This window comes from Chromohalobacter sp. 11-W, assembly GCF_029889905.1.
Taxonomy (GTDB): domain Bacteria; phylum Pseudomonadota; class Gammaproteobacteria; order Pseudomonadales; family Halomonadaceae; genus Chromohalobacter.
The window spans coordinates 1-19,711 of record NZ_JARANZ010000014.1 but is presented as its reverse complement, the minus strand read 5'-3'; the positions used below and the strand labels follow the sequence as shown (position 1 = coordinate 19,711).

Annotated in this window: 25 protein-coding genes and 2 pseudogenes; 13 read left to right on the top strand and 14 right to left on the bottom strand. The window is 59.0% G+C overall.

Features of this window, described 5'->3' with window-relative positions:
* Positions 1-32: 32 nt before the first annotated feature.
* Positions 33-506 (top strand): TRAP transporter small permease subunit, encoded by a 474-nt coding sequence (locus OP494_RS16100; protein WP_280542355.1) that lies wholly within the window; start codon positions 33-35, stop codon positions 504-506.
* Complete coding sequence (locus OP494_RS16095; RefSeq protein ID WP_280542350.1) at positions 503-1,804, top strand: TRAP transporter large permease; 1,302 nt, start codon at positions 503-505, stop codon at positions 1,802-1,804. The genes OP494_RS16100 and OP494_RS16095 overlap by 4 nt, the downstream gene beginning before the upstream one ends.
* Here OP494_RS16095 and OP494_RS16090 read toward each other — a convergent pair.
* On the bottom strand, positions 1,775-2,197 hold the full coding sequence (locus OP494_RS16090; RefSeq protein ID WP_280542349.1) for a hypothetical protein: 423 nt from the start codon (positions 2,195-2,197) through the stop codon (positions 1,775-1,777). The two genes, OP494_RS16095 and OP494_RS16090, sit on opposite strands and share 30 nt — an antisense overlap.
* A gap of 40 nt (positions 2,198-2,237) precedes the next feature.
* Positions 2,238-3,047: a sulfite exporter TauE/SafE family protein gene (locus tag OP494_RS16085; RefSeq protein WP_280542348.1), complete on the bottom strand. Its 810-nt coding sequence runs from the start codon at positions 3,045-3,047 to the stop codon at positions 2,238-2,240.
* Positions 3,048-3,155: 108 nt separating this feature from the next.
* Between OP494_RS16085 and OP494_RS16080 the strand changes: the two genes are divergently transcribed.
* From OP494_RS16080 to OP494_RS16065, 4 genes are all read left to right on the top strand, one after another.
* On the top strand, positions 3,156-3,956 hold the full coding sequence (locus tag OP494_RS16080) for a helix-turn-helix transcriptional regulator (RefSeq protein ID WP_280542347.1): 801 nt from the start codon (positions 3,156-3,158) through the stop codon (positions 3,954-3,956).
* 343 nt (positions 3,957-4,299) lie between these two features.
* Entirely contained in the window at positions 4,300-4,764 is a 465-nt protein-coding gene (locus OP494_RS16075; RefSeq protein ID WP_280542345.1) for a nuclear transport factor 2 family protein, read from the top strand.
* A gap of 2 nt (positions 4,765-4,766) precedes the next feature.
* Positions 4,767-5,324, top strand: coding sequence for a TetR/AcrR family transcriptional regulator (locus tag OP494_RS16070; protein ID WP_280542342.1), 558 nt, complete (start codon positions 4,767-4,769; stop codon positions 5,322-5,324).
* Between the two features lie 16 nt (positions 5,325-5,340).
* Positions 5,341-5,601, top strand: a complete 261-nt coding sequence (locus OP494_RS16065; protein WP_280542340.1) for a PHB depolymerase family esterase — start codon at positions 5,341-5,343, stop codon at positions 5,599-5,601.
* A 64-nt stretch (positions 5,602-5,665) separates the two neighbouring features.
* Here OP494_RS16065 and OP494_RS16060 read toward each other — a convergent pair whose 3' ends face one another.
* The gene (locus OP494_RS16060) at positions 5,666-6,586 is read right to left on the bottom strand and encodes a LysR family transcriptional regulator (protein WP_280542338.1); all 921 of its coding nucleotides are present in this window, start codon (positions 6,584-6,586) and stop codon (positions 5,666-5,668) included.
* Positions 6,587-6,751: 165 nt separating this feature from the next.
* Here OP494_RS16060 and OP494_RS16055 point away from each other — a divergent pair, with 165 nt between their 5' ends.
* Positions 6,752-7,156, top strand: a complete 405-nt coding sequence (locus tag OP494_RS16055; protein WP_280542337.1) for a RidA family protein — start codon at positions 6,752-6,754, stop codon at positions 7,154-7,156.
* Positions 7,157-7,203: 47 nt separating this feature from the next.
* Here OP494_RS16055 and OP494_RS16050 read toward each other — a convergent pair.
* From OP494_RS16050 to OP494_RS16030, 5 genes and pseudogenes are all read right to left on the bottom strand, one after another.
* Positions 7,204-7,383 (bottom strand): annotated as a pseudogene (locus OP494_RS16050) (NYN domain-containing protein); the annotation flags it as partial.
* 120 nt (positions 7,384-7,503) lie between these two features.
* A complete protein-coding gene (locus OP494_RS16045) occupies positions 7,504-7,653 on the bottom strand; it encodes a hypothetical protein (RefSeq protein ID WP_280542335.1) in 150 nt (49 codons plus the stop codon).
* A gap of 124 nt (positions 7,654-7,777) precedes the next feature.
* A pseudogene (locus tag OP494_RS16040) lies at positions 7,778-8,267 on the bottom strand (zeta toxin family protein).
* Positions 8,268-8,675: 408 nt separating this feature from the next.
* Entirely contained in the window at positions 8,676-9,152 is a 477-nt protein-coding gene (locus tag OP494_RS16035; RefSeq protein WP_280542333.1) for an NYN domain-containing protein, read from the bottom strand.
* 218 nt (positions 9,153-9,370) lie between these two features.
* Positions 9,371-9,805, bottom strand: a complete 435-nt coding sequence (locus tag OP494_RS16030) for a MarR family transcriptional regulator (RefSeq protein WP_280542332.1) — start codon at positions 9,803-9,805, stop codon at positions 9,371-9,373.
* A gap of 354 nt (positions 9,806-10,159) precedes the next feature.
* Here OP494_RS16030 and OP494_RS16025 point away from each other — a divergent pair, with 354 nt between their 5' ends.
* From OP494_RS16025 to OP494_RS16005, 5 genes are all read left to right on the top strand, one after another.
* Positions 10,160-10,810, top strand: coding sequence for a DsbA family protein (locus tag OP494_RS16025; protein ID WP_280542330.1), 651 nt, complete (start codon positions 10,160-10,162; stop codon positions 10,808-10,810).
* Positions 10,811-10,876: 66 nt separating this feature from the next.
* Positions 10,877-11,200 (top strand): multidrug efflux SMR transporter, encoded by a 324-nt coding sequence (locus OP494_RS16020; protein WP_280542328.1) that lies wholly within the window; start codon positions 10,877-10,879, stop codon positions 11,198-11,200.
* Positions 11,201-11,267: 67 nt separating this feature from the next.
* Positions 11,268-11,660 (top strand): multidrug efflux SMR transporter, encoded by a 393-nt coding sequence (locus OP494_RS16015; RefSeq protein WP_280542326.1) that lies wholly within the window; start codon positions 11,268-11,270, stop codon positions 11,658-11,660.
* An 84-nt stretch (positions 11,661-11,744) separates the two neighbouring features.
* Entirely contained in the window at positions 11,745-12,227 is a 483-nt protein-coding gene (locus tag OP494_RS16010; protein WP_280542324.1) for a nucleoside deaminase, read from the top strand.
* A gap of 159 nt (positions 12,228-12,386) precedes the next feature.
* Positions 12,387-12,560, top strand: a complete 174-nt coding sequence (locus tag OP494_RS16005) for an alpha/beta hydrolase (RefSeq protein ID WP_280542322.1) — start codon at positions 12,387-12,389, stop codon at positions 12,558-12,560.
* Between the two features lie 413 nt (positions 12,561-12,973).
* On the opposite strand, the gene OP494_RS16000 is transcribed toward OP494_RS16005, so the two are convergent.
* The 3 genes from OP494_RS16000 to OP494_RS15990 all read right to left on the bottom strand — a co-directional run bounded on the left by OP494_RS16000 (position 12,974) and on the right by OP494_RS15990 (position 15,516).
* Positions 12,974-13,921: a DUF808 domain-containing protein gene (locus tag OP494_RS16000; protein WP_280542320.1), complete on the bottom strand. Its 948-nt coding sequence runs from the start codon at positions 13,919-13,921 to the stop codon at positions 12,974-12,976.
* Positions 13,922-14,191: 270 nt separating this feature from the next.
* Complete coding sequence (locus OP494_RS15995; RefSeq protein ID WP_246895737.1) at positions 14,192-14,395, bottom strand: cold-shock protein; 204 nt, start codon at positions 14,393-14,395, stop codon at positions 14,192-14,194.
* A 269-nt stretch (positions 14,396-14,664) separates the two neighbouring features.
* Positions 14,665-15,516 (bottom strand): helix-turn-helix transcriptional regulator, encoded by an 852-nt coding sequence (locus tag OP494_RS15990; RefSeq protein ID WP_280542319.1) that lies wholly within the window; start codon positions 15,514-15,516, stop codon positions 14,665-14,667.
* A 110-nt stretch (positions 15,517-15,626) separates the two neighbouring features.
* Here OP494_RS15990 and OP494_RS15985 point away from each other — a divergent pair, with 110 nt between their 5' ends.
* Entirely contained in the window at positions 15,627-16,808 is a 1,182-nt protein-coding gene (locus OP494_RS15985) for an MFS transporter (RefSeq protein WP_280542318.1), read from the top strand.
* Positions 16,809-16,934: 126 nt separating this feature from the next.
* Here the strand turns inward: OP494_RS15985 and OP494_RS15980 are convergent, their stop codons facing one another.
* From OP494_RS15980 to OP494_RS15970, 3 genes are all read right to left on the bottom strand, one after another.
* A complete protein-coding gene (locus tag OP494_RS15980) occupies positions 16,935-18,251 on the bottom strand; it encodes a HipA domain-containing protein (protein WP_280542317.1) in 1,317 nt (438 codons plus the stop codon).
* Positions 18,238-18,570, bottom strand: a complete 333-nt coding sequence (locus OP494_RS15975) for a helix-turn-helix transcriptional regulator (RefSeq protein ID WP_280542315.1) — start codon at positions 18,568-18,570, stop codon at positions 18,238-18,240. The genes OP494_RS15980 and OP494_RS15975 overlap by 14 nt, the downstream gene beginning before the upstream one ends.
* A gap of 351 nt (positions 18,571-18,921) precedes the next feature.
* Positions 18,922-19,101 carry a hypothetical protein gene (locus tag OP494_RS15970; protein WP_280542313.1) on the bottom strand — a complete coding sequence of 60 codons (180 nt, stop codon included), beginning with the start codon at positions 19,099-19,101 and terminating at the stop codon, positions 18,922-18,924.
* Positions 19,102-19,711: the final 610 nt, after the last annotated feature.

The following is a 19,711-nucleotide window of genomic DNA, read 5'->3' as shown; positions in this document are numbered from 1 at the left end:
GTCGACCGAGAACAGGTCGACGGGAGACTCCCATGTATAGCCTGCTCAGACGAACACAACTAACGCTGTGCCACCTGCTCCTTGCCGGAATGGTCCTGGCGCTGCTGTTGCAGATCATTGGCCGCAGCTTCAACGCCGGCATGGAATGGACCGAGGAACTCTCGCGGTTTGCCTTCATCTCCTTCGTGTTCATCAGTGCGAGCTACTCGACGCTGATGAAATCCGAACTGAAGATCGGCGTGCTCTACGACTGCCTGAGCCGACTCATCGGCGCTAGGCCGATGGAAAGACTGATCACCGCCCTGCTCCTGGTATTCGATGTACTGATGATCGTCTACTGCTTTCAGAACGTATTGGACGGCATAAAGTACCCAAGCGTATCGCCCGTGTTGGGCTTCAACACCAACTATCTATTCGTGGTCCTGGTCATCGCGTTCGTGCTTTCAGCGCTGAGTCGGCTATGGGCCGGTAACGCCAAGGGCAATGCCGTGGAGGAGTCACCATGACCGACGTTCAGCTCGTCCTGATCATCCTGCTCCCGCTGTTGCTTTTGCTAGGGGTGCCGATCTACGCGGCAATAGGCCTGACCGGTTTCGCAGCGACCTGGTTACTCGGCGCCGACCTGGTATTCGCCGCCCAGAGCATTTTCAACGGCGTTGACAATTTCGCCCTGCTAGCGATTCCCGCGTTCATTCTCGCCGGCAACATCATGGAAAAGGGCGGCCTTACTCACGACATTATCCGCATCTTCCGGCGGATGTTCGGCCACATTCACGGCAGTCTGGGCATCGTGACCATCCTGTCCTGCATGTTCTTCGCCGCCATTTCCGGCTCCGGCCCTGGGACCGTAGCAGCGATCGGATCGATCATGGTTCCATCCATGGTACGCTATGGTTACCCGGCGCCCTACGCAGCCTCGGTGACCGCCACCGGCGGCACCCTGGGCATCCTGATCCCGCCCAGCAATCCGATGATCATCTACGCCATCATCGCCAACGTCTCCATCGCCGATGTGTTCGCCGCCGGCCTGTTACCCGGCTTGCTGATGGGCACGGTACTGGTGGGTACCGCCTACATCATGGCCAAGCGCAACGGCGCGGTGGTGGCGCCGGCTCACGAGGCGGAAGACGAGTCCGAAAGCCTGGCGTCGCTGATCTGGCAGGCCAAGTTCGCCCTGTTTCTGCCTGTCCTGATTCTCGGTGGCATCTATTCCGGGCTCTTCACTCCCGTGGAAGCCTCCGTGGTAGCGGTGTTCTACGCCTTGGTAGTGGCCCGGTTTGTCTACCGCCGCCTGGATCTGCCCGCGCTACACCAGGCGTTTGAGCTGACTCATCGGATTTCCGGTGCCTTGATGATCGTGGTGGCCTGCTCCGCGCTACTGGCCAAGGCCATCACCCTCGAGACGATTCCGCAGCAGATATCTGCCGCGATGGCCGGGATCTCAACCGATCCGCTGATGATTCTGCTCTGGATCAACATCTTCCTGATTTTGGTCGGGACCTTCATGGAGACGATGTCGGCGATCATTATCTTGGCGCCGATCCTGGTACCGCTAGTGACCGCCTTCGGCATCAACCCGGTCCATTTCGGCATCATCCTGATGATCAATACTCAGATCGCGTTCCTGACCCCGCCCCTGGGAGTGAACCTGTTCGTCGCCAGTCAGATCTCGCAGGTACCAGTGGAGCAGATCATCCGCTCGATCCTGCCCTTCCTGCTGGCATTACTCGGGGTGCTGGCGCTAGTGACCCTGTTCCCGCAGATCAGTCTGGCACTACCGGAACTCCTCAAGTCCCTCCGTTAACCCTGACTCGGGCGCGTCATCAAGGATGGTGTGCCCCGGCAAGCCCGACAGTATCGCGACCGCCAGAGTGATATTGGCGACCGTTTCTCGCCTCGTGAGCAGCGTCAGCGCGGCCAAACCGACATCGTTGATCACGAAATAGAGCAGGTGCACAGCTTTCGACTCGATACTCGGATAGGCTGGCTCGCCGAAGACGGACTGATCGAGATTGCCGACGGAGATGATGGCATCGAAGTTGTAGTGCAGCCTCGCACGCTCGACCTTTCTGCTACCTTCAATCTGAACTTGTAAGAATTCCTTACAAGTTCCCTCCTTCACCAACTCTTCCTCAGCGTAGATATTTTTCAAGTGGATCGTGACGTTCTGCGGCTTGACGCCGAAGAGCTCGGACATCTGCCGTTATGTCAGCCATACAGTCTCATGAAGGCGCGGCTCAGTGCATGACGACCATCACCACCAGCATTACCGTCAGCAGTAACAGGTACACCCCGGCATGAATACGATCGGGAATACGCCCGATCCATAGCGACGCCAGGCGGATGCCGAGCCACGATCCCACCGCCAGCGCCAGTAAGGCGCGCAGATCCACATACCCCGCATACCAGGCGCCCAGAGCGGTATCGCTGGCCGACAGCAACACGTAGGTCGCGGTGCCGCTCACCGCCATCGGCAACGACAACGGGTTGGCCATCGCCGTGGCCGCCGTCATGCTGGCCCCTCTGCGGCGCATCAGCGGCACGGTCATTACGCTGCCGCCCACACCCAGCAAGGCGGCGACTGTGCCGATGAACGTGCCTGTCATCGCCGTCACCAGGCGGCCCAGGGGACGTACATCACCACTCGCCTGGTGCAGGAAACCGGGCCTCAGGACGGCATCCGCAATCGTGATCGCCAGATAGCCGATGAACACCCAGCGCACCCAGTCTCCACTCAACGACACTGCCACTGCCGCACCGAACACGGCACCGATAGCGATAAAGCCCACTAACGGACATACCAGACGCCATTGCACGGTCCGCCGCTGGTGATGACGCCATGTCGATAGAGAGGCAGCAAAGATCATCAGTGCGGTCGAGGTGGCTACCGCGATATGCATGGCCGCCAGCCCCGTCGCGCTATCCGTCCCATGGACGGCAATCAGCAAGGTATACATCAAGGGAACCACGACGAAACCACCACCGAAACCAAACAACACGGTGGTGACTCCGGCCAACCCGCCGCAGAGAAGCAATACGCTATACACCGAAACTCTCCTGATGAAACTCAACGACAGGGACGATATTCCGATAAGGGGTGGCCGACATTCGCCAGTTAGCCAATAATCGTTGTATTTCGGCCACGCTGAGGACAAATGCTTAATATCCCTCTTGCGGACGTGGATCATGTCGCGCGACCCATCGTGGCCATCGGCACCGACTACAGCCCTGGCACCGTGCTTGATTTTCATACCCATCGGCGTGCCCAGTTTCTCTACGGCATGACGGGCTTGATGGAAGTCGACACCGATGACGGCACCTGGATGGTACCGCCCTACAGCGGTGTCTGGTTGCCTGCGGGCAAGCGCCACCGGGTGCGGATGAACGGCGTCAGTACCCGTAGCCTGTATATCGAGCCTCTCGCGGCTCCACGTTCCTCACCCAGTTGCGAAGTGCTGGTCGTGTCACCACTCCTCCATCATCTGCTGCTGGCCTCCGCCAACATGCCCGCGCTCTATGACAAGAGCGGTCGCGATGGCGCCCTCGCCCAGCTCCTACTGTACGAGCTGCAACTGGCACCGGCATTGCCGCTGTTTGCGCCTCTACCCCGGGATCCCCAACTGGCCAGCCTGTGCAGAGATTTTCTCGGCCAACCACATATCCATAGCCTGCCCGAGGACTGGGCGTGGCAACTGCATCGCAGCCAACGCACCTTCAATCGCCTGTTCCGTCAACAGACCGGCATGTCCTTCGCAGTGTGGCGCCAGCAAGCCTGCCTGATGGCCGCCGTTCCCAGACTGCTATCGGGCAGCTCCGTTACCCGAACTGCACTGGAACTCGGCTACGACAGCCCCGGCGCCTTCTCCAGCATGTTTCGCAAAGTGCTCGGCCAATCCCCCACCAGCTTTGTGCGCGCTGTTACTCGTCAGGAAGAGGAGCTACCCAACCATTGCTGATGCGGGATTAAAGACGGAAACCAGATGATCGCGGGCGTGCGTAATCTAACGAGAGCCGAACTATCCGGAATTTCCGGATAACTGGTATTACTAAAATTCCTTGAGCCGCACGAGAGCCTGACGGCGATTCCTCGACGCCACGCCACATCATTGCCTTAACCCAATAGCAGGTCGCGCTTGATGGGAATGAACTGGCTCGCGGCATTGATAAGGGAATTGGCAGTGGGCTTGAGCACCAGCAGGCCATTTCCGGACCGGGATACTCAAGGCCGATCACCCCAGACTCTTTCTTTGTACCAATCGTTAAAGTATATTTCGATTGGTACACAACAGGAGATTCAAGATGGTCCGACCACCCCTTCCCCCCTTTGACCAGGACACCGCCGCGCAAAAGGCGCGCATGGCGGAAGACGCCTGGAACAGCCGCGATCCCGAAAAGGTGTCATTGGCCTATACCGAAGACAGCCTGTGGCGGAACCGTGGGGAGTTCCTGCGCGGCCGCGAGGAGATCGTCGCCTTCCTGCGTCGCAAGTGGACCCGCGAGCTCGACTACCGCCTGATCAAGGAAGTCTGGACCTGGGGTGGCGACCGCATCGCGGTGCGCTTCGCCTATGAGTGCCACGACGACAGCGGGCAGTGGTTCCGGGCCTACGGCAATGAGAACTGGGAATTCGACGACCAGGGCCTGATGCGGCGGCGGATCGCATCAATCAATGATGTGCCCATCACGGAATCCGAGCGGAAGTTTCACTGGCCCCTGGGCCGCCGCCCGGACGACCATCCCGGGCTCAGCGCTCTGGGGCTCTGAGGGTGGCGCGCACGGTGATGGAGCGCGCGGATGTGCTTCCTCTGCTGGGAGAGGCCTTTCGCGAGCACGGTTTCGAGGGCGCGAGCCTGTCGGTCATCACTCAACGGACCGGACTGGGCCGTGGCAGCTTGTATCACTTCTTCCCGGGCGGGAAGGCGGAAATGGCGGCGGCAGTTCTAGAGGACATCGATGCCTGGTTCGACCACGAAATCTTCGTCCCCCTCCGGATGGCGACAGACCCAAGGGCGGCGATTAACGCGATGTGGGAGGCGGTCTCCGCCTATTTTCAGTCCGGGCAGCGAATTTGCCTGGTGGGCGCCTTCGCGCTGTCGGACACGCGGGACCGATTCGCCAGCGCCGTGAACGCGTACTTCGCCCGTTGGATCGAAGCGCTCGCCGCCGCCCTGCGCCGCCTGGGCCACGACGCGAAGTACGCCGACGCAATTGCCGAGCAGGTGGTGGCGGGGATACAGGGCGCGATCACCCTGGCCCGGGCGCGGCCCGATGCGGGGCTCTTTGAGCGAGTCGTCACTGGTTTGCGGGCCATGACCGAGAAGTAGGTCATAGCGCGTCCGTTTGTATAGCGAGCCGGCGATCATTGCCGGCATGACCCGTCAGGTGATCGACACGCATGGGCTCGATGCGAGCCGGGGCTATGTCGCGGGGCTCTCGGCAGGCGCGGCCATGGCAACGACACTGGCGATGACCTATCCGGATCTCTTTGCGGCTGTGGGCGTGCATTCCGGCCCCCTCGGCATACCCAGAGCCTCCCCCGCTGCCTTGGGGGCGATGCAGGGCGGCACGGGCCCACTTGGGTGGTGGCGCAGTGCAAGCTAAGGCGCCACCTGGCGAACTATCGAGGATTTCTCAGTAGTTACGCTGAACCGGCAACCGGGCCATGTCACGAGAGAGGTGGATGAATGACGGGCGCATGTCGCGCCATGAGCTCAGCGATCCACTCGATGAACACGCGCAGCTTCGCGCTGACATGCCGGTTTGGCGGATACGCCAGGAACAGCGGCATCGGGTCGAGCCGCCAATCCTCGAAAAGGGCTACCAACTCGCCCAAGGCGAGATGCTCCTTGGCCATATAGTCCGGCAACCAAAGGATGCCCAAACCGGCCAACCCCGCCGCAAGGTAGCTATTGCCATCGTCCGTCGACAAGACGTAGCGGCCTTGTACCTTGATGCTCTCCTCATGGCGTTGCATAGCGATGGGGTTGCCGAGACGGGACCCCAGGAACCCCACGACGCGGTGATGGGTATTTTCCAGTTCGCCGGGGTGTGCGGGCGAACCGGCACGTTCCAGATAGCTGGGCGAGGCATAGACCCCTAGCGGCAGGTCGCCGATGCGCCGTGCCATCAGCAATTGGTCGGTCAGCTCGCCACCGCGCACGACGCAATCCACCTTATCATCGATGATGTCCACCATGCGATCGCTGACGCCCAGGTCCAGTTGGATGTCCGGGTAGCGGGCATGGAAGTCAGGCAGCGCCGGTATCAGGATCATGCGCGCCAGCGGGCTAGGAACGTCCACCCGCAACCGGCCTCGCGGCTCGCTCGCAGCGCCGGAAAGGCTCGTCTCGGCATCGTCCAGGCCGGCCAGCAGCCTCAGCACGCGCTCATAGTAGGCTGCCCCGTCGGCGGTCACGTTGACCTTACGCGTGGTGCGGTTCAGCAGCCGGACTCGCAAGCGTGCCTCCAGTTGCTGCACGAGCTGCGTGACGCTGGTCCTGCTCATGTGAAGGGTATCGGCGGCCTTGGTGAAGCTGCCAGTTTCCACCACTCGTGCAAACGCCTGCATTGCATCGAAACGGTCCATAGCTTCCCCAAATAGATTCCGAAATAGCTTCCCAGGGCTCCTCGTAATTGTTCGTGCTCGACAAATAGTGATGGCCAGACTTGCCCGTTTATCCGCGCCCCCACGGCCTCTAAGTTATCACCATCGTTAACACGGGTCGCTTCGGCCCGTTGATGGAGACAAGACATGACCAAGCGTGACGTCGTTTTCCCGGCCGGTCGCCAAGCACTCTATGAGCGGAATCGCTATTCACCGGCGATTCGCTCCAATGGGTTTCTATTCGTCTCGGGCCAAGTGGGTAGCCGCGAGGACGGCTCCCCCGAGCCGGACCTGGAGGCGCAAGTCCGGCTCGCCTTCAACAATCTGGTGGCGATCCTGAAAGCAGCCGGATGCACCTTCGACGACGTGGTCGATGTCACCGTGTTCATGGTCGATCCCCAATCAACATTCGAGACGGCCTGGAAGGTGGTGCCCGAGTTCTGGGGGAGCGCGCCTCATCCGACGCTGACCGCCGTCGGCGTCACATGGCTCTATGGGTTCAACTTTGAAATCAAGGTCATCGCCAAGCTGCCGGAATCAGCGGCCAGTTGATCGAGCCACCGTTGGGCCAGCCAGATAGTGTGGTTCGGCTGGCCGCCTCACCCCAGCAGCAGGTCGCCCTCGATGGATATGAACTGGCTCGCGGCGTTGATAAGGGAATTGGCGGTGAGCTTGGGCACACCGTAGACCTCGACGCGCTTGCCATGCACCTCGCGGATCTTCTCCGCCAGCAGATCTAAGTCGCCATCGCCGGGGACCAGTCACTCGGCCAGCACCACCTGAACCGAAGCAGCACCGTCAAAGCGCTACACGCATGCCTGATGCACCCAAAAAAAGAACCCGCCAGCGGGCGAGTTCCTATGATGTTCATCTCACGATGGGACTAGCGCAATGACCCCTCAGTGCTGCTCCTTCGCCTGCTCAAGAACACGCTTCTGACGAGCAATGGCATTGTCGATGACCTTCTTGCGCATCGCCTGCTTCTTCTCAGCGGTCGTATGGCGCGCAAACTGCGTCAACGGGGTCGATTTCGCGATTCGATCTTTCATGTTTCATCCTCGCCTGTCAGCAGGCTTTCCAACTGCTCACAAGTGTAGCGCTCAGGCAGGTAAGCATCAATCGAGTCGATATCCGACTCCCAGTGCTGATTCGTGCCATCCGTGTTCTTTATGATCATTCCAGGACGATTTGCTCGCCAAAATCCCGTTTCATCCGACTCACCACTTCCTGAACATCCAGAAATTGCCGGATGAAGCTTTCGAGCGGGATATGGCGCCCTTCAACCTTTTCGCGGCTGCACACGAACTGCCACGCTAATCGAGGGTGTTGATAGACATAGAATATCTGCACATTCCGAGCTTTCTGCAACGAACGAGCAATGTTCTTGCTAGCGATATCGAAGCTCGCCAGAGTGCCGTCCAAAATGAACGACTGCCGCTGCTTCAGCATGAGGTCGTGGATTTTCTCCACCAGAATCGACACGGCACCTTGGAAACAGCCAAGAGTTGTTGCCGGTATAGCCTGGCAGTTCCTCCCGCAAGTCATCCGGGTCTATCCGCAGTATGTTACCGAGCCCATCGATCCCTTCCGCCTTTAGCTCATCGAGCGCCGCAACATATTCCTTGGCGATCTCGGTCTTTCCCGCTCCGGGTGAGCCCGCCATGAAGATCGAGATAGGACGCTCTTCGGGTTCGTATCTTCTCGGGTCCGTTCGTTCACGTGCGATCCGCTTCTTATTACGCCTGGCAAACGCCACCGCATTGCCTGTGATCTTTTCTTCGTCGACCATGCACGTCTCCAAAAGTGCGAGGCACCCCTCTTATCGGCAAAAGGCCACCCGACTTCTCGACTAACCTGTCCAAAACTACTGGATAATGCCAGGCAGTGCTTCAGTCTCCCACTCAATAGGCAGCTTGTTGCTCCCGCCGCGAATTGACCGCGATAGCCGCCGTGCTGGATGCCTCGCGAGACCTGACACGCGCTCTCCTGACGAACTCTCTGGATTCCCGAACAGTTGATTCTGGTTCAAGCTCATCCTCTCCGACGAATCCGGCAACTCAGCATCAGCGCCTCACCCCAGCAGCAGATCGCCCTCGATGGGTATGAACTGGCTCGCGGCGTTGATAAGGGAATTGGCGGTGAGCTTGGGCACGCCGTAGACCTCGACGCGCTTGCCATGCACCTCGCGGATCTTCTGTGCCAGCAGGTCGAAGTCGCCATCGCCGGAGACCAACACCACCACATCCGCGTGCGCGGCGTGCTCGATGGCATCGAGCGTGATGCCCACGTCCCAATCGCCCTTGGCGGAACCATCCGCGCGCTGGATGAACGGCTTGAGCCTGACCTCGAAGCCGATCGAGCGGAGAATATTCTGGAACTCGCGCTGCTTCGCGTCGCCCTTGTCGGTGGCATAGCAGCGCGCGGCCAGCACCTCACGATTCGCCGTCGCCCTCGCCCAGAACCGGCGGTAATCGAAGTGTTTGCCGTAGGCTTCGCGCACGGTGTAGTAGACGTTCTGGGTATCCACGAAGATGGCGACGCGTGTCATGGCAAGGAGATCCCCGGTAGGCAGTGAGGCGCCAGCCCCGGAAGGCGAGCGTTGGCTTGACTGCATGATACGCGATAACCGACGCGCTCGACTTCAGGGGAGGGGCTGGAGGGTTGGTTGGATTTCATCAACGACATGACCACCGTTCAGCGACTTACTGGCGGAGGCTCACGCAATCTGTCAGGTCATTGAGGCCGAGGCATTCAGGCTTCACTGGGCTACGCCGCTGTCTTTTGGATCATTTGGCGCAGACAAGCGACGATGTCGCTATTGGCTGGCTGGCTGCCGGCTTCGTCAAGAGCGGCCTCAAGAAAAGCATCATAGTCCTTGCCAGCTTCTTCTTGAATTTGCCTTCCTCGACTAGTGATTACGGTATAGACCCCTCGCTTATCATCAGGACACATGTCACGGATCGTATACTGGTTGCGTTCCATACGTTCAACCAAGCGCGTAACGGAACTCTGGTTCAGCCCCAGGCGGTTGGCCAACTCTTGCATGCGAAGCTCTGAGTCCGGCGCCGTAGATAACAATTGCAGGGCGCGATACTCGGTCAGGCCGAGTCCATGCTCACGTTGCAGTGCCTTCGCCACCTGATTTTCGACCGACTCGAAGACATTTCTCACCTGCTGCCAAACTACCGATTTCGGTGGCATCTCTGTTCTCATCCTAAGCTGTCAAAGTTGTCGTTATCCTATTAACGCAAATACTTGTGCATGCATATATTATCTGAATTTCTGCCTGCAGGCCAGTCTGCGCCTCGGTGTTTGTAGCCACCCATGCCACCGTGGCTTGAGTGGGGGTAGAAACATAGCATTAAATTTATTTGCATGCGCAAGCATATTGACAGCAAGGCGCGCCCACCCTACCCTCGAAAGTACTTGCACGTGCAAACACATGTGTCGTCAGCTTACCAATCCACGGGGCACGCAAACCGCCGCTGCAAGCCAAAGCCTGAGGAACGGTGCCTTTATAATAACTACATGTATGCACAAATATTAGGAGAGCATATGTCTACGCAAATCACTATCTACACCGATTACGTCTGCCCGTATTGCCTGCTGGCAGAACACATCGTCGAGGAAGCGACCCAAGGGCTCGATGTCGAGATCAAATGGCGTCCCTTCGAGTTACGGCCCGCGCCGGCACCGACCCTGCGTGTCGAGGATCCGTACTTGCCGCAGGTCTGGAATAAGTCGGTCTATCCGATGGCCAAGCGCTTGGGAGTGCCGATCAAGTTACCGGCTATCTCGCCGCAGCCACGCACCGACAAGGCCTTCGAGGTTTTCGCTATGGCCGACGAGCAGGGGCTGGGCCATGCGTTTTCGATGCGCGCTTTGAAAGCCTTCTTCCAGGAGGAGAAAGATATCGGTAACTCAGAAGTGCTAGCCGATCTGGGGGCCGAGGTGGGGCTCGAGCGGGAGTCCGTACTGAACGTACTGGCCAAGGGCACTTACCGGGAGCGTCACCACGAGGCCCTGCGTCATGCCAGGGAAGACATGGTTATCACATCCGTGCCCACCATTGTGGTGGGCAAGCAGGTGTTCCGTGGCGTGCCGTCACCGGGAGAGCTACGCCGGGCCCTCGACCAGGTCATTACCGAGACCAACCACGAGCAGCACCAGCCTGATACCGCTGTCTCACACAAAACCGCACGCTAGGCCCACGACAACGGGGCCAAACCCAACGTTCAAATAGAATGTTCAACAACCGTAGGAGTAAACATCATGATCAGCTGGCTATACCTCGGCGTCGCCGTCGTTTTTGAAATTGCCGTCGCCTTCTCAGCAGGTAACGCGCAGGGATTCACCCGACTCTGGTGGACAATCGCCACGCTTGTTAGCGGGGCCATTGCCACCTTCTTCCTTAGTCTCGCGCTTCTCGAGTTCGACGTCGGCGTGGGTTACTCAATTTGGACATCCGTTGCCGGGGTCGGGATCGTCATCTTGGGTGCGATTTTCTTCCAGGAACGGCTCAACCTAAGAAAGCTTTCGGGTATCGCCATGGTCATTGGCGGTGTCATTGGGCTTCGACTGAGCGGAGCAGCGTAAGGACAAATCACGCAATGACCGCAATGGCGGTACCTATGAAATCAGCACTAAACCAAAGGAAATCGACATGATTAACACATCTACTCCCCAAGCCAACAACGGTCGTGCATGGCTCGCGCTACTGCTCGCCGGCGCCTTCGAAATCGTTTATGCCTTGAGTGTCGCGGGTAGCGAAGCCTTTACCGTTCTGAGCTGGTCGATCTCGGCAATCGTCTTCTTCCTGCTTACGTTGTATGCGCTGAGCATCGCCTTGAAGACAATCGACATCGGAATTGGCTATGCCGTATGGGCGGGCATCGGCGCGGTAGGCTCGGCTGTATTCGGCAGCGTGCTTTTCGAACAATCCCTCACTCTGACCCAGGCCTTCTGGCTCGCCGTCATCATCGCTGGTGTCATCTGGCTGAAACTGGCCAGTAGCGAGAAACTGCAAGCCGATGAATCAGGCCTCGTAGCGTCCTGAACGAGACTCAAACGTGCTCGAAAGGACAAGCTGCCACAAGCCGCTTGTCCTCTCATGCAGGATCCACCCCGTCGGGAGACAGTGATGTCCACTAGTCCAACTGATCGCTTCTCGCAGCTCATGGATGATGTTGTTGCCTACTCCACTGAGCATGTCCGTAGTGGCGGCATACCCTTCACGGCCTTTGTTGTTGATGCCTCCGGAACGGTTCTGGGGCGTGGCGTAAACCGCGTTCTTGAACATCACGACCCGACCGCCCATGCGGAAGTCGAGGCAATCAGAGACGCGTGTCGTAACATCGGCGCCAGCCAATTGCGGGGGAAGATGCTCCTGGCTTCGGGCGAGCCCTGTGCCATGTGCTACCTGAACGCACTCTTCGCAGGTATCGACGAGGTGATCTACGCGGTCGATCGGGACGGTGCCGCCGAAGCGGGCTTCGATTACCGAGGTTCGTACCAGATGCTGGCGCATTTCCCCGACCAGTGGCCGATGAAGGTACACAAACACGCCACCACCTTGGCACTCGAGCCATTCAACCTTTGGAAACGCAAGAGGAGTTTTCTGTGAATACCCCACTAAGTTCGTCCCAGGCCAATAATAATCCTGCCACACTGTTCCGCCCTGATGGTTGGAACCGTTAAATCCGAATCGGCACTGTGGTCCCGCATGCCGATGTTGGGCCGGAAGCCGAGCTTCAGGCGATGGCCACTGAGGACATCACCATCCATGGCAGTCATACTCTGGGATGCGTTGCGGTCAATAGACGCAAAGGGACACATCGAGTTAGCAAACCATATCGAAGGCGGTATCGTCCGGAACTGCGGCCATTATATGCCTGAAGAACAACCTGAAGAGATCGGTAAAAGGATGATCGAGTTCTTTAAAAGCGATGAAAATTGATACCTTTATTTTCTTTCAGCGCCAGCGCTAGAACTTTTCTGGCCTTCAGAGCTGACGCGCAGGATGGGCTTGGTAGCGGTCGTATCCGTGCAGCGAGCGCACCCGATATCCCACTGCCAAGATCATCGGCAGGCTATACCAGTTGACTTTATAACGCTTCCCGTCAGAGGCAGTTATCAAGGATTCCTTGACAACTGCCTCTCGAGATAACTCGCTTTCCTTCAGTATGTTACGAACGTGCAAGCTTACATTTTGCTTCGACGTCGCAAACAGCTCGGCAAGCTCAGCCTGGATCGGCCATACGCTCCCATCCTCGGTGTGTAGATGTACCGCACTATGCCCATCATCGATTCGAGAGGATCAGTTCAGGTGGCGGGCCCTTAGATGCCTGATACACACTTCGCGGCTCATACCTATTCGGACTGCGCCTTCCTGGAGGGGATGAAATGCAGCACACCCACGACGACCGAGCCCACCAGAAAGCCAATCACCGCAGAGCACAGCGTATTGAAGCTCCAGCCCAGCATGCCGCCCAAACCACCGGTTGCCTCGCCGATGCCCTGCTCGACATGGTGTACCCACGCATAGGGCGCGTTGAACCAGCCCGTGCCATCGGCACCCAGGTTGACCAGCAGGATATGCCCGCCGACCCAGAGCATGGCGACGGTGCCCACGACCGAGATGGCCGTCAGCACCTTGGGCATGGCAGTCACCAGGCTCCGGCCCAGCCTCTGAATGCCCGAGCTATCGCGCTGGGCGAGTTTCAGGCCGAGATCGTCCATCCTGATCAACAGCGCCACCACGCCATACACCAGAATGGTGATGAAAAACGCGACCACCACCAGGCTCGCCAGCTGCGACCAGAATCCCTGGTGAGAGACGGCGGAAAGCGCGATCACCATGATCTCGGCGGATAGAATCAGGTCGGTCCGAACGGCATTGCTGACGATCTTTTTCTCCGCCTCCGGCCCCTTTTCGACCGACGGCTTGTCGTCCTCCTGACCGCCGGAGAGCTTGTGCCAGACCTTCTCCGCGCCCTCGAAAGCCAGGTAGGTACCACCGACCATCAGAATGATCGGCAATAACCCGGGCAAGAAGTGATTCAGCAGCAAGGCCACCGGCAGGATAAAAATCAGCTTGTTGCGGATCGACCCCGCCGCGATCTTCTTCACGATCGAGAGTTCACGCTCCGCCGTTACCCCCTGCAAGTATTGCGGGGTCACCGCCGTATCATCGACCACCACTCCGGCCGCCTTCGCCGTCGCACGCCCAGCGGCGGCACTCACATCATCCAGTGATGCTGCGGACAACTTCGCCAATGCGGCGATGTCATCCAGTAGTCCTATCAAGCCGCCGATCATGGAAGCCTCCTGCATCAATGAAAGTGAAGATAGTAAAGCACATGGCTGCGGCCGGGGGTTCAGGGACGTTAATACCGCATGGGCCTGGCGGTTAGGGAAGAAAGTTCGTAATGCACGGTGGGAGGTGGTGAGGCAGGTAGTGAATAGCGATGCTGAAAACTCAACATCAGGCGAAATCGCACGTTTTTGACACGCAGAAACACCAAAGCCCGCCGAAGCGGGCTTTGGTGCTCGAAGCCTTGCGGCTCGACAGCGCAGACTAACCCAGAGTTAGTTAGCCTTTACGTTTGAAGCCTGAAGGCCTTTCTTGCCCTGAGTCACGTCAAACGAGACGTCTTGACCATCCTGCAGGGATTTAAAGCCTTCAGCTTGAATTTCGGAGAAATGGACGAACAGATCGTCACCACCTTCGGCGGGAGAAATGAAGCCAAAACCTTTTGCGTCGTTAAACCACTTAACTGTGCCAGTTGCCATTTTCGAATTCCTTAGCGCGAAAGCGCTTTTACTACGAGTGCCGGGTACTACCCCAGATGAAGTGGGTAAAACAAGGGGATATAACCAGACTACCGAACGATTCGAGTACAACTGACATATGCGACTTGCTAACCAACGGGACACATCGTTTCATGCTGGCGAGGGGGTCGTCAATGGGGTTTAGGGTCACCGGATTGAGACATGCGGATTCACCCGGAGTCCGCTTGCGCTCACAGGGGCTACGAGAGAGATACGAAGACTGACATGGTCTAGCCCCCGCTTTCGCCAATCACCCAGCGCGCAAAAGCCTCGGCCTGTGGGTCCGTCTCCTGCACGGCATAGACCACCAGGCGTAGGTGTCGGCCTTCGTCGACGATGAGGCTGGTGTGCTCGAAGCCGACCTTGCCCAGCCCATCGAGATCGAGCGCGCGCACGCCCTGGCATGGGGCGTCCACTTCGTGACGGTGCCACCATTGGCGAAACTCGGGAGAGTGCGCGGTGAGATCCTTCACCAGATTGCCGATGGCGGGGTCGCCGTCCGCCCGCGCGTAGTCGCGTCGGAAGCTGGAGAGAATGCGCGGTGCCTGGGTTTGCCAGTCGGCAATGACTCGACGCAGTTCGGCGTCGGTGAACAGCATCCAGAGCAGATTGCGATATTCGGCTGGCTGACGGTCAAAGCCGAATACCCGCGCCGCCACGTCGTTCCACGCCAGCACGTCCCAACGCAGGTTCAGAACATAGCTGGGGCGTGTCATCAGGTCGTCCATCAGGCGCTTCACCAGAGGCGGCACCTGACACCAGGTCTTGCCCGGCTCGACCGGCGGGCGCTGATGAGTCAGCAGAAATAAATGGTGCCGCTCCGCCGCGTCCAGTTGCAATGCGCGGGACAAATTATCGAGAAAGGTCGACGACACCCCGATCTCGCGTCCCTGCTCCAGCCAGGTGTACCAAGTCACTCCTACTCCCGAGAGCGCCGCGACTTCCTCGCGCCGCAGCCCCGGCGTGCGTCGACGCGATCCCGCCGGGAGGCCTACCGACTCGGGCGAGATCCGCTCGCGGCGGGTACGTAGAAATTCGGCCAGTTCCTGGCGCGTGCGGTCTAGCGTTCTCTCCTGGGCCATTCTGTTGCCTCTAGTAATAGCATAAATGGTTAAATTGTAACCCTCTAAAGCCAACCGCACACTCCGCGTACTTCCCTGCACTGCCATTCGACATCTCGAGGAAAGTACAGATGACACGCGGAACACATAGCACCACCTATCTGGTGGCCATCGGCGCCTTCGCGCTGGGCATGGCCTCTTACGTTACTGCCGGGCTGATCCCGATGATTCAGGCCGACTTTACGGTCTCGGTATCCGTGGCCGCCCAGTTGGTCACCGCCTTCACGCTGGCCTACGGGCTCGGCTCGCCACTCTGTGTCGCCCTGTTGCCCGCGCATCGCCAACGCGGCGGCCTGTTTCTGATGCTGGGATTATTCGTGATCGCCAACGCAGCGAGCGCGCTGACCACCAGCCTCGCCGCCCTGATGGCCTGGCGCGTGCTGGCCGGCATGGCGGCGGGCACCTATCTCGCCATCGGCATTGCGGCGGCCGTTGGCGTGGCGCCGGCGGGGGCTCGCGGCAAGACGATCTCGATCATCATGGGTGGCATGGCAAGCGGCACCGTGCTCGGCGTGCCGCTTGGCCTACTGCTAGCAGAGCGTTGGGGATGGCAAGCCGCCCTGTGGTTGATCGCATTGATCGGGTTGGTGGCACTGATCGGCCTGATCTGCCGGCTACCGCCCATGCCCGCCGCCCAGGTGGTGCCGATGCGACGCAAGCTCTCCATCCTGACCGACCGCCGGGTCACCGGTCTGCTCGGCATCTCCCTGCTGGCCGCCGTCGCCAGCCTGGGCATGTATACCTTTATCGCGCCGCTGATCAGCGCCCACGGTGAGCGCTCGGTGACGCCCTACCTATGGGTGTGGGGCGTAGGCGGGGTACTCGGCAGCTTCCTGATCGGCACGCTGGTCGACCGCTTCTCGGGCACCAGGCTCACCTTCGCTATCATGCTGCTGCTAGGTATCGCGCTGATCGCCCTGCCACTGCTACTCGGCATCAGCTCTTGGTTGGCGCTGATCCCGATCGCGCTCTGGGGCGCCGTGGGCTGGGCACTGCAGGTGCCCCAGAACAACGAGTTGATGAAAGCCCGCGAACTCCAGGGCGACGGCAACCTGGCAGTGGCCTTGAACGAATCCGCGCTCTATCTCGGCAGCGCCCTTGGCGCCTCGCTCGGCGGACTCGCCCTGGCGCTGCAGATGCCTGTCGACGCGCTCTCCATCGTCGCCGGCATCGTGGCGCTATCGGGCATGGGCGTGCAGGCATGGCTGTGGAAGCGAACCCATGCACGCGGCATAGCCTGCCCTGATTCGTGAACTCACCACACCCGTGATACTGAGCGCCGCCGACCGGGCCGGGTCAGTGCTGCCAAAGACGATCATCTCGCCGAGATGGCGCTGGTCGCGATGCGCGGGCCGGCGGGCTTGACCCGTGCCGCCTTGTTAGCCGAGCAACTGCGCGCGTGCGGCCGCAAAGCCATCTAGTATCGTGCTATGCGCGGCGCCGAGGCCTTCGACGCAGTAGCTGTTCAGAAACTGTCGGCCGGCGAAAAGCCTGCGGTCGGTCTCGGTCAGTTTGGCTTGCTCGCAGACCCCGTCCCATGCACTAGCGATCGTGACGAGTTGGTTCTCGATGATGGCCTGGGCTTGTTCGTCATTGAGCAGGAAGTCCGGGGCGGCCGCGAGGCAGCTATGCAGCGTACTCATACGGTTTTCGCCCCTGATCAGCATCGCCTGAGTCGCCTCGTTGCCCGTTCGCCCCTGCGGGCAGATGTCATAGGCCGGGGTCAACGAGAGCATCCTGCCGTCCCAGAACGCGGCATGGTTACGGGCATGATCGTCCGTGTTGCCGCACAGGATATTGAAGACGATCCGAGCGTAGAGCTCGCGCAGCGTTTGCTTCGGATCGGTGAAGCGGTGACGGATGACTTCGGCAAGGTCTTCGTAAGACGCATAGCGCGCCATCATTTCGTCAAGGCCGAGCATCGTCAGCGCCGACACCATCGCTTTTCGCTGCCAGCCAGCCCCTGATTTGATGCGATCGAAGCGGTCGATGAGCAGCACATCCTTGCCGGCCGCCGCGGTCATCGAGACCGGGGCGACATCGAGCTCACAGGCAGCCGCCAGCTTCATGGCGATGAATTCCGCCTTCACTACGCTGTAAATGTCCGTGCTCGACGAGAACTTGGCGATCATTTTGCGATCGCCATGATCGATCAGGGCCTTCGGGCGGGCGCCGCCGATCGAGGTGCCGTGGTTCAACGCCTGATCGAGGGCGGGCGTCAGCGGGGCGCCCTTCTCGATCCGTTCAGCCGCTTCCAGCAACTCTTCATAAGACGCCTCGGCTTTGAGGCGAGGCACGTATTCCGTGGCGGAATGCTGAAAGTCGAGGGCACCGATCCGGTCTGATCCCGATTCGAGCCAATAGGTGAGTTCGGAGATGTCGTCAGCTGCGGCGTCGGCTTTGCCCCCCATCATACGATTGATGATCACCCGGCGACCCCAGGCATCGGGCGAGGCGTCACGCAGGCAACTGGCCATCGACAGGCCGGCGGTCGGTTCTATCAGGCCGCGGCGCAGGGGCAGTTCGGGCTCATAGATCGGGATCGCACCATCACGTGCCCGGTAGCTGGCGCCATAGTTGAAGCTGTAGCTATCGCCATGCTGCGCGACGCGACCGGCCACCACGGGTTGTGTCTCTCCCGGCAGCCAGATCCAGACATAGGCCTCTCGTGGCTGCGCCAGTCTAGAAGTCATCATCGACCTCCTGCCTGCTCGGGCGAACCCGCTTCGGCAGCAGCGTCAATTTTTCCTCGAGATGGGCGTTATGCATCACACCTGCCCGGTCGTCGACATCGAACAACCGCACGCCAACGAGTGTGGCGACCTCGAAGACGATGCCGATCTCGGTGCCGGCTTCGCCATTTTCGATGTTCCGGAGGGTCTTACGCGAGATGCCTGCGCGTTCAGACAGTTCGGCAGCGGTGAGCTCCCGCTCCAAACGGCTAGCCTTGATCAGCTTGCCGAGGATCGAAAGTGTCTGCTTAGTAACGCGGGAGTAGCTGCGCGGCCGTTTCATTGCCATCTCATCAAATTGGGCATTTTAAGGCTCATTAGATAGCTTGTGAGTACTTAAGTGCTCACTATGATGCGGCCTGCATGAGATAGCAAGAAGATGAGCATTTTATTACCCACAAGACCATACAATGAGACTTTAAACGCTCATTACTCAGGAAGTTGGTGGTCCTCACCTGAAGCAATCGCGCGATGTAGCGCCGTCAGAGACTCAGTCGGTGGGCTCGCCCTGGTACTGCAGATGCCTATCGACACTCTCTCCATCGTCGTCGGGCTCGTGGCGCTATCGAGCATGGCTGGCATAGCTGTGGAAGCAAGCCCATATGTGTGGAGTGACCTATTTTGACTCCTAAAATTACCCCTTCGTTTCCCACAAGTCGGCCCCGTCTTGCTCGCGGGTATTCTTGGGACGGGCCTTGAACCCGTTCTCCATGTTGCGCTGGGTTTCATCAACCCTGCCTTCGACCGCGGAGACGGTGAGATCATGCTGTCGGGCGACCTCAGCGACCGTGGCCTTGCCCTTGAAGATGTCCATGACACGGACGCTTTGCACTTCGCAGTCCATCGTTTGATGGGGGTGTCGTCACTCATTTTCTCCTCCTGATAACTGCACTATAGCTTGTGCAGCTTTGGAGGAGGTCACTTCATCCAAGCAGAACCAGAAACTCCAAATGGCAGCTTGATTTTGCATAGTCAAGATTAGACCTGCTGCACCCGCTCACCATCCAAAAACCACCAAAGCTGATTTTCACCATTGCTTTTGATTACAATACCCAAGCCCAAAGTTTTACTTTGACCTCTAACTATGCCATTAAGTACAAATGCGTCAACTTCCACTTTATTATAGGTAAAACCTATCATATGTGAATTCTAGGAAAAACCTTCCATTCTCACGGAAAATTTTTTCATCTTGCAAGATAACTTCAGATAATGATTCCACCATAAAGTCTCCCTCGACACGTGTAACCTTGAACTTAGGCATCATTAGGCCTCTTCTCTGGATGCAACGAGGTATCGAAACTCCGTCCTTAAACCCTGAATTCAACTAATAAGTGCAGCACCTGCGGTATCCAGGGCCCCTGAGTATTCCCCCAGGAAAACCTGTGCCGGTGTCCGATAACCGAGCCGTTTTCGGGGACGATCAT

What these genes read in the sequence shown, in the direction of transcription:
- OP494_RS16100 (WP_280542355.1), top strand. Translation starts at nt 33, where the DNA reads ATGTATAGCCTGCTCAGACGAACACAACTAACGCTGTGCCACCTGCTC.
- OP494_RS16095 (WP_280542350.1), top strand. Translation starts at nt 503, where the DNA reads ATGACCGACGTTCAGCTCGTCCTGATCATCCTGCTCCCGCTGTTGCTT.
- OP494_RS16090 (WP_280542349.1), bottom strand. Translation starts at nt 2,197, where the DNA reads ATGTCCGAGCTCTTCGGCGTCAAGCCGCAGAACGTCACGATCCACTTG.
- OP494_RS16080 (WP_280542347.1), top strand. Translation starts at nt 3,156, where the DNA reads ATGCTTAATATCCCTCTTGCGGACGTGGATCATGTCGCGCGACCCATC.
- OP494_RS16075 (WP_280542345.1), top strand. Translation starts at nt 4,300, where the DNA reads ATGGTCCGACCACCCCTTCCCCCCTTTGACCAGGACACCGCCGCGCAA.
- OP494_RS16060 (WP_280542338.1), bottom strand. Translation starts at nt 6,586, where the DNA reads ATGGACCGTTTCGATGCAATGCAGGCGTTTGCACGAGTGGTGGAAACT.
- OP494_RS16055 (WP_280542337.1), top strand. Translation starts at nt 6,752, where the DNA reads ATGACCAAGCGTGACGTCGTTTTCCCGGCCGGTCGCCAAGCACTCTAT.
- OP494_RS16045 (WP_280542335.1), bottom strand. Translation starts at nt 7,653, where the DNA reads ATGAAAGATCGAATCGCGAAATCGACCCCGTTGACGCAGTTTGCGCGC.
- OP494_RS16035 (WP_280542333.1), bottom strand. Translation starts at nt 9,152, where the DNA reads ATGACACGCGTCGCCATCTTCGTGGATACCCAGAACGTCTACTACACC.
- OP494_RS16030 (WP_280542332.1), bottom strand. Translation starts at nt 9,805, where the DNA reads ATGCCACCGAAATCGGTAGTTTGGCAGCAGGTGAGAAATGTCTTCGAG.
- OP494_RS16025 (WP_280542330.1), top strand. Translation starts at nt 10,160, where the DNA reads ATGTCTACGCAAATCACTATCTACACCGATTACGTCTGCCCGTATTGC.
- OP494_RS16020 (WP_280542328.1), top strand. Translation starts at nt 10,877, where the DNA reads ATGATCAGCTGGCTATACCTCGGCGTCGCCGTCGTTTTTGAAATTGCC.
- OP494_RS16015 (WP_280542326.1), top strand. Translation starts at nt 11,268, where the DNA reads ATGATTAACACATCTACTCCCCAAGCCAACAACGGTCGTGCATGGCTC.
- OP494_RS16010 (WP_280542324.1), top strand. Translation starts at nt 11,745, where the DNA reads ATGTCCACTAGTCCAACTGATCGCTTCTCGCAGCTCATGGATGATGTT.
- OP494_RS16005 (WP_280542322.1), top strand. Translation starts at nt 12,387, where the DNA reads ATGGCAGTCATACTCTGGGATGCGTTGCGGTCAATAGACGCAAAGGGA.
- OP494_RS16000 (WP_280542320.1), bottom strand. Translation starts at nt 13,921, where the DNA reads ATGATCGGCGGCTTGATAGGACTACTGGATGACATCGCCGCATTGGCG.
- OP494_RS15995 (WP_246895737.1), bottom strand. Translation starts at nt 14,395, where the DNA reads ATGGCAACTGGCACAGTTAAGTGGTTTAACGACGCAAAAGGTTTTGGC.
- OP494_RS15990 (WP_280542319.1), bottom strand. Translation starts at nt 15,516, where the DNA reads ATGGCCCAGGAGAGAACGCTAGACCGCACGCGCCAGGAACTGGCCGAA.
- OP494_RS15985 (WP_280542318.1), top strand. Translation starts at nt 15,627, where the DNA reads ATGACACGCGGAACACATAGCACCACCTATCTGGTGGCCATCGGCGCC.
- OP494_RS15980 (WP_280542317.1), bottom strand. Translation starts at nt 18,251, where the DNA reads ATGATGACTTCTAGACTGGCGCAGCCACGAGAGGCCTATGTCTGGATC.
- OP494_RS15975 (WP_280542315.1), bottom strand. Translation starts at nt 18,570, where the DNA reads ATGAAACGGCCGCGCAGCTACTCCCGCGTTACTAAGCAGACACTTTCG.
- OP494_RS15970 (WP_280542313.1), bottom strand. Translation starts at nt 19,101, where the DNA reads ATGGACATCTTCAAGGGCAAGGCCACGGTCGCTGAGGTCGCCCGACAG.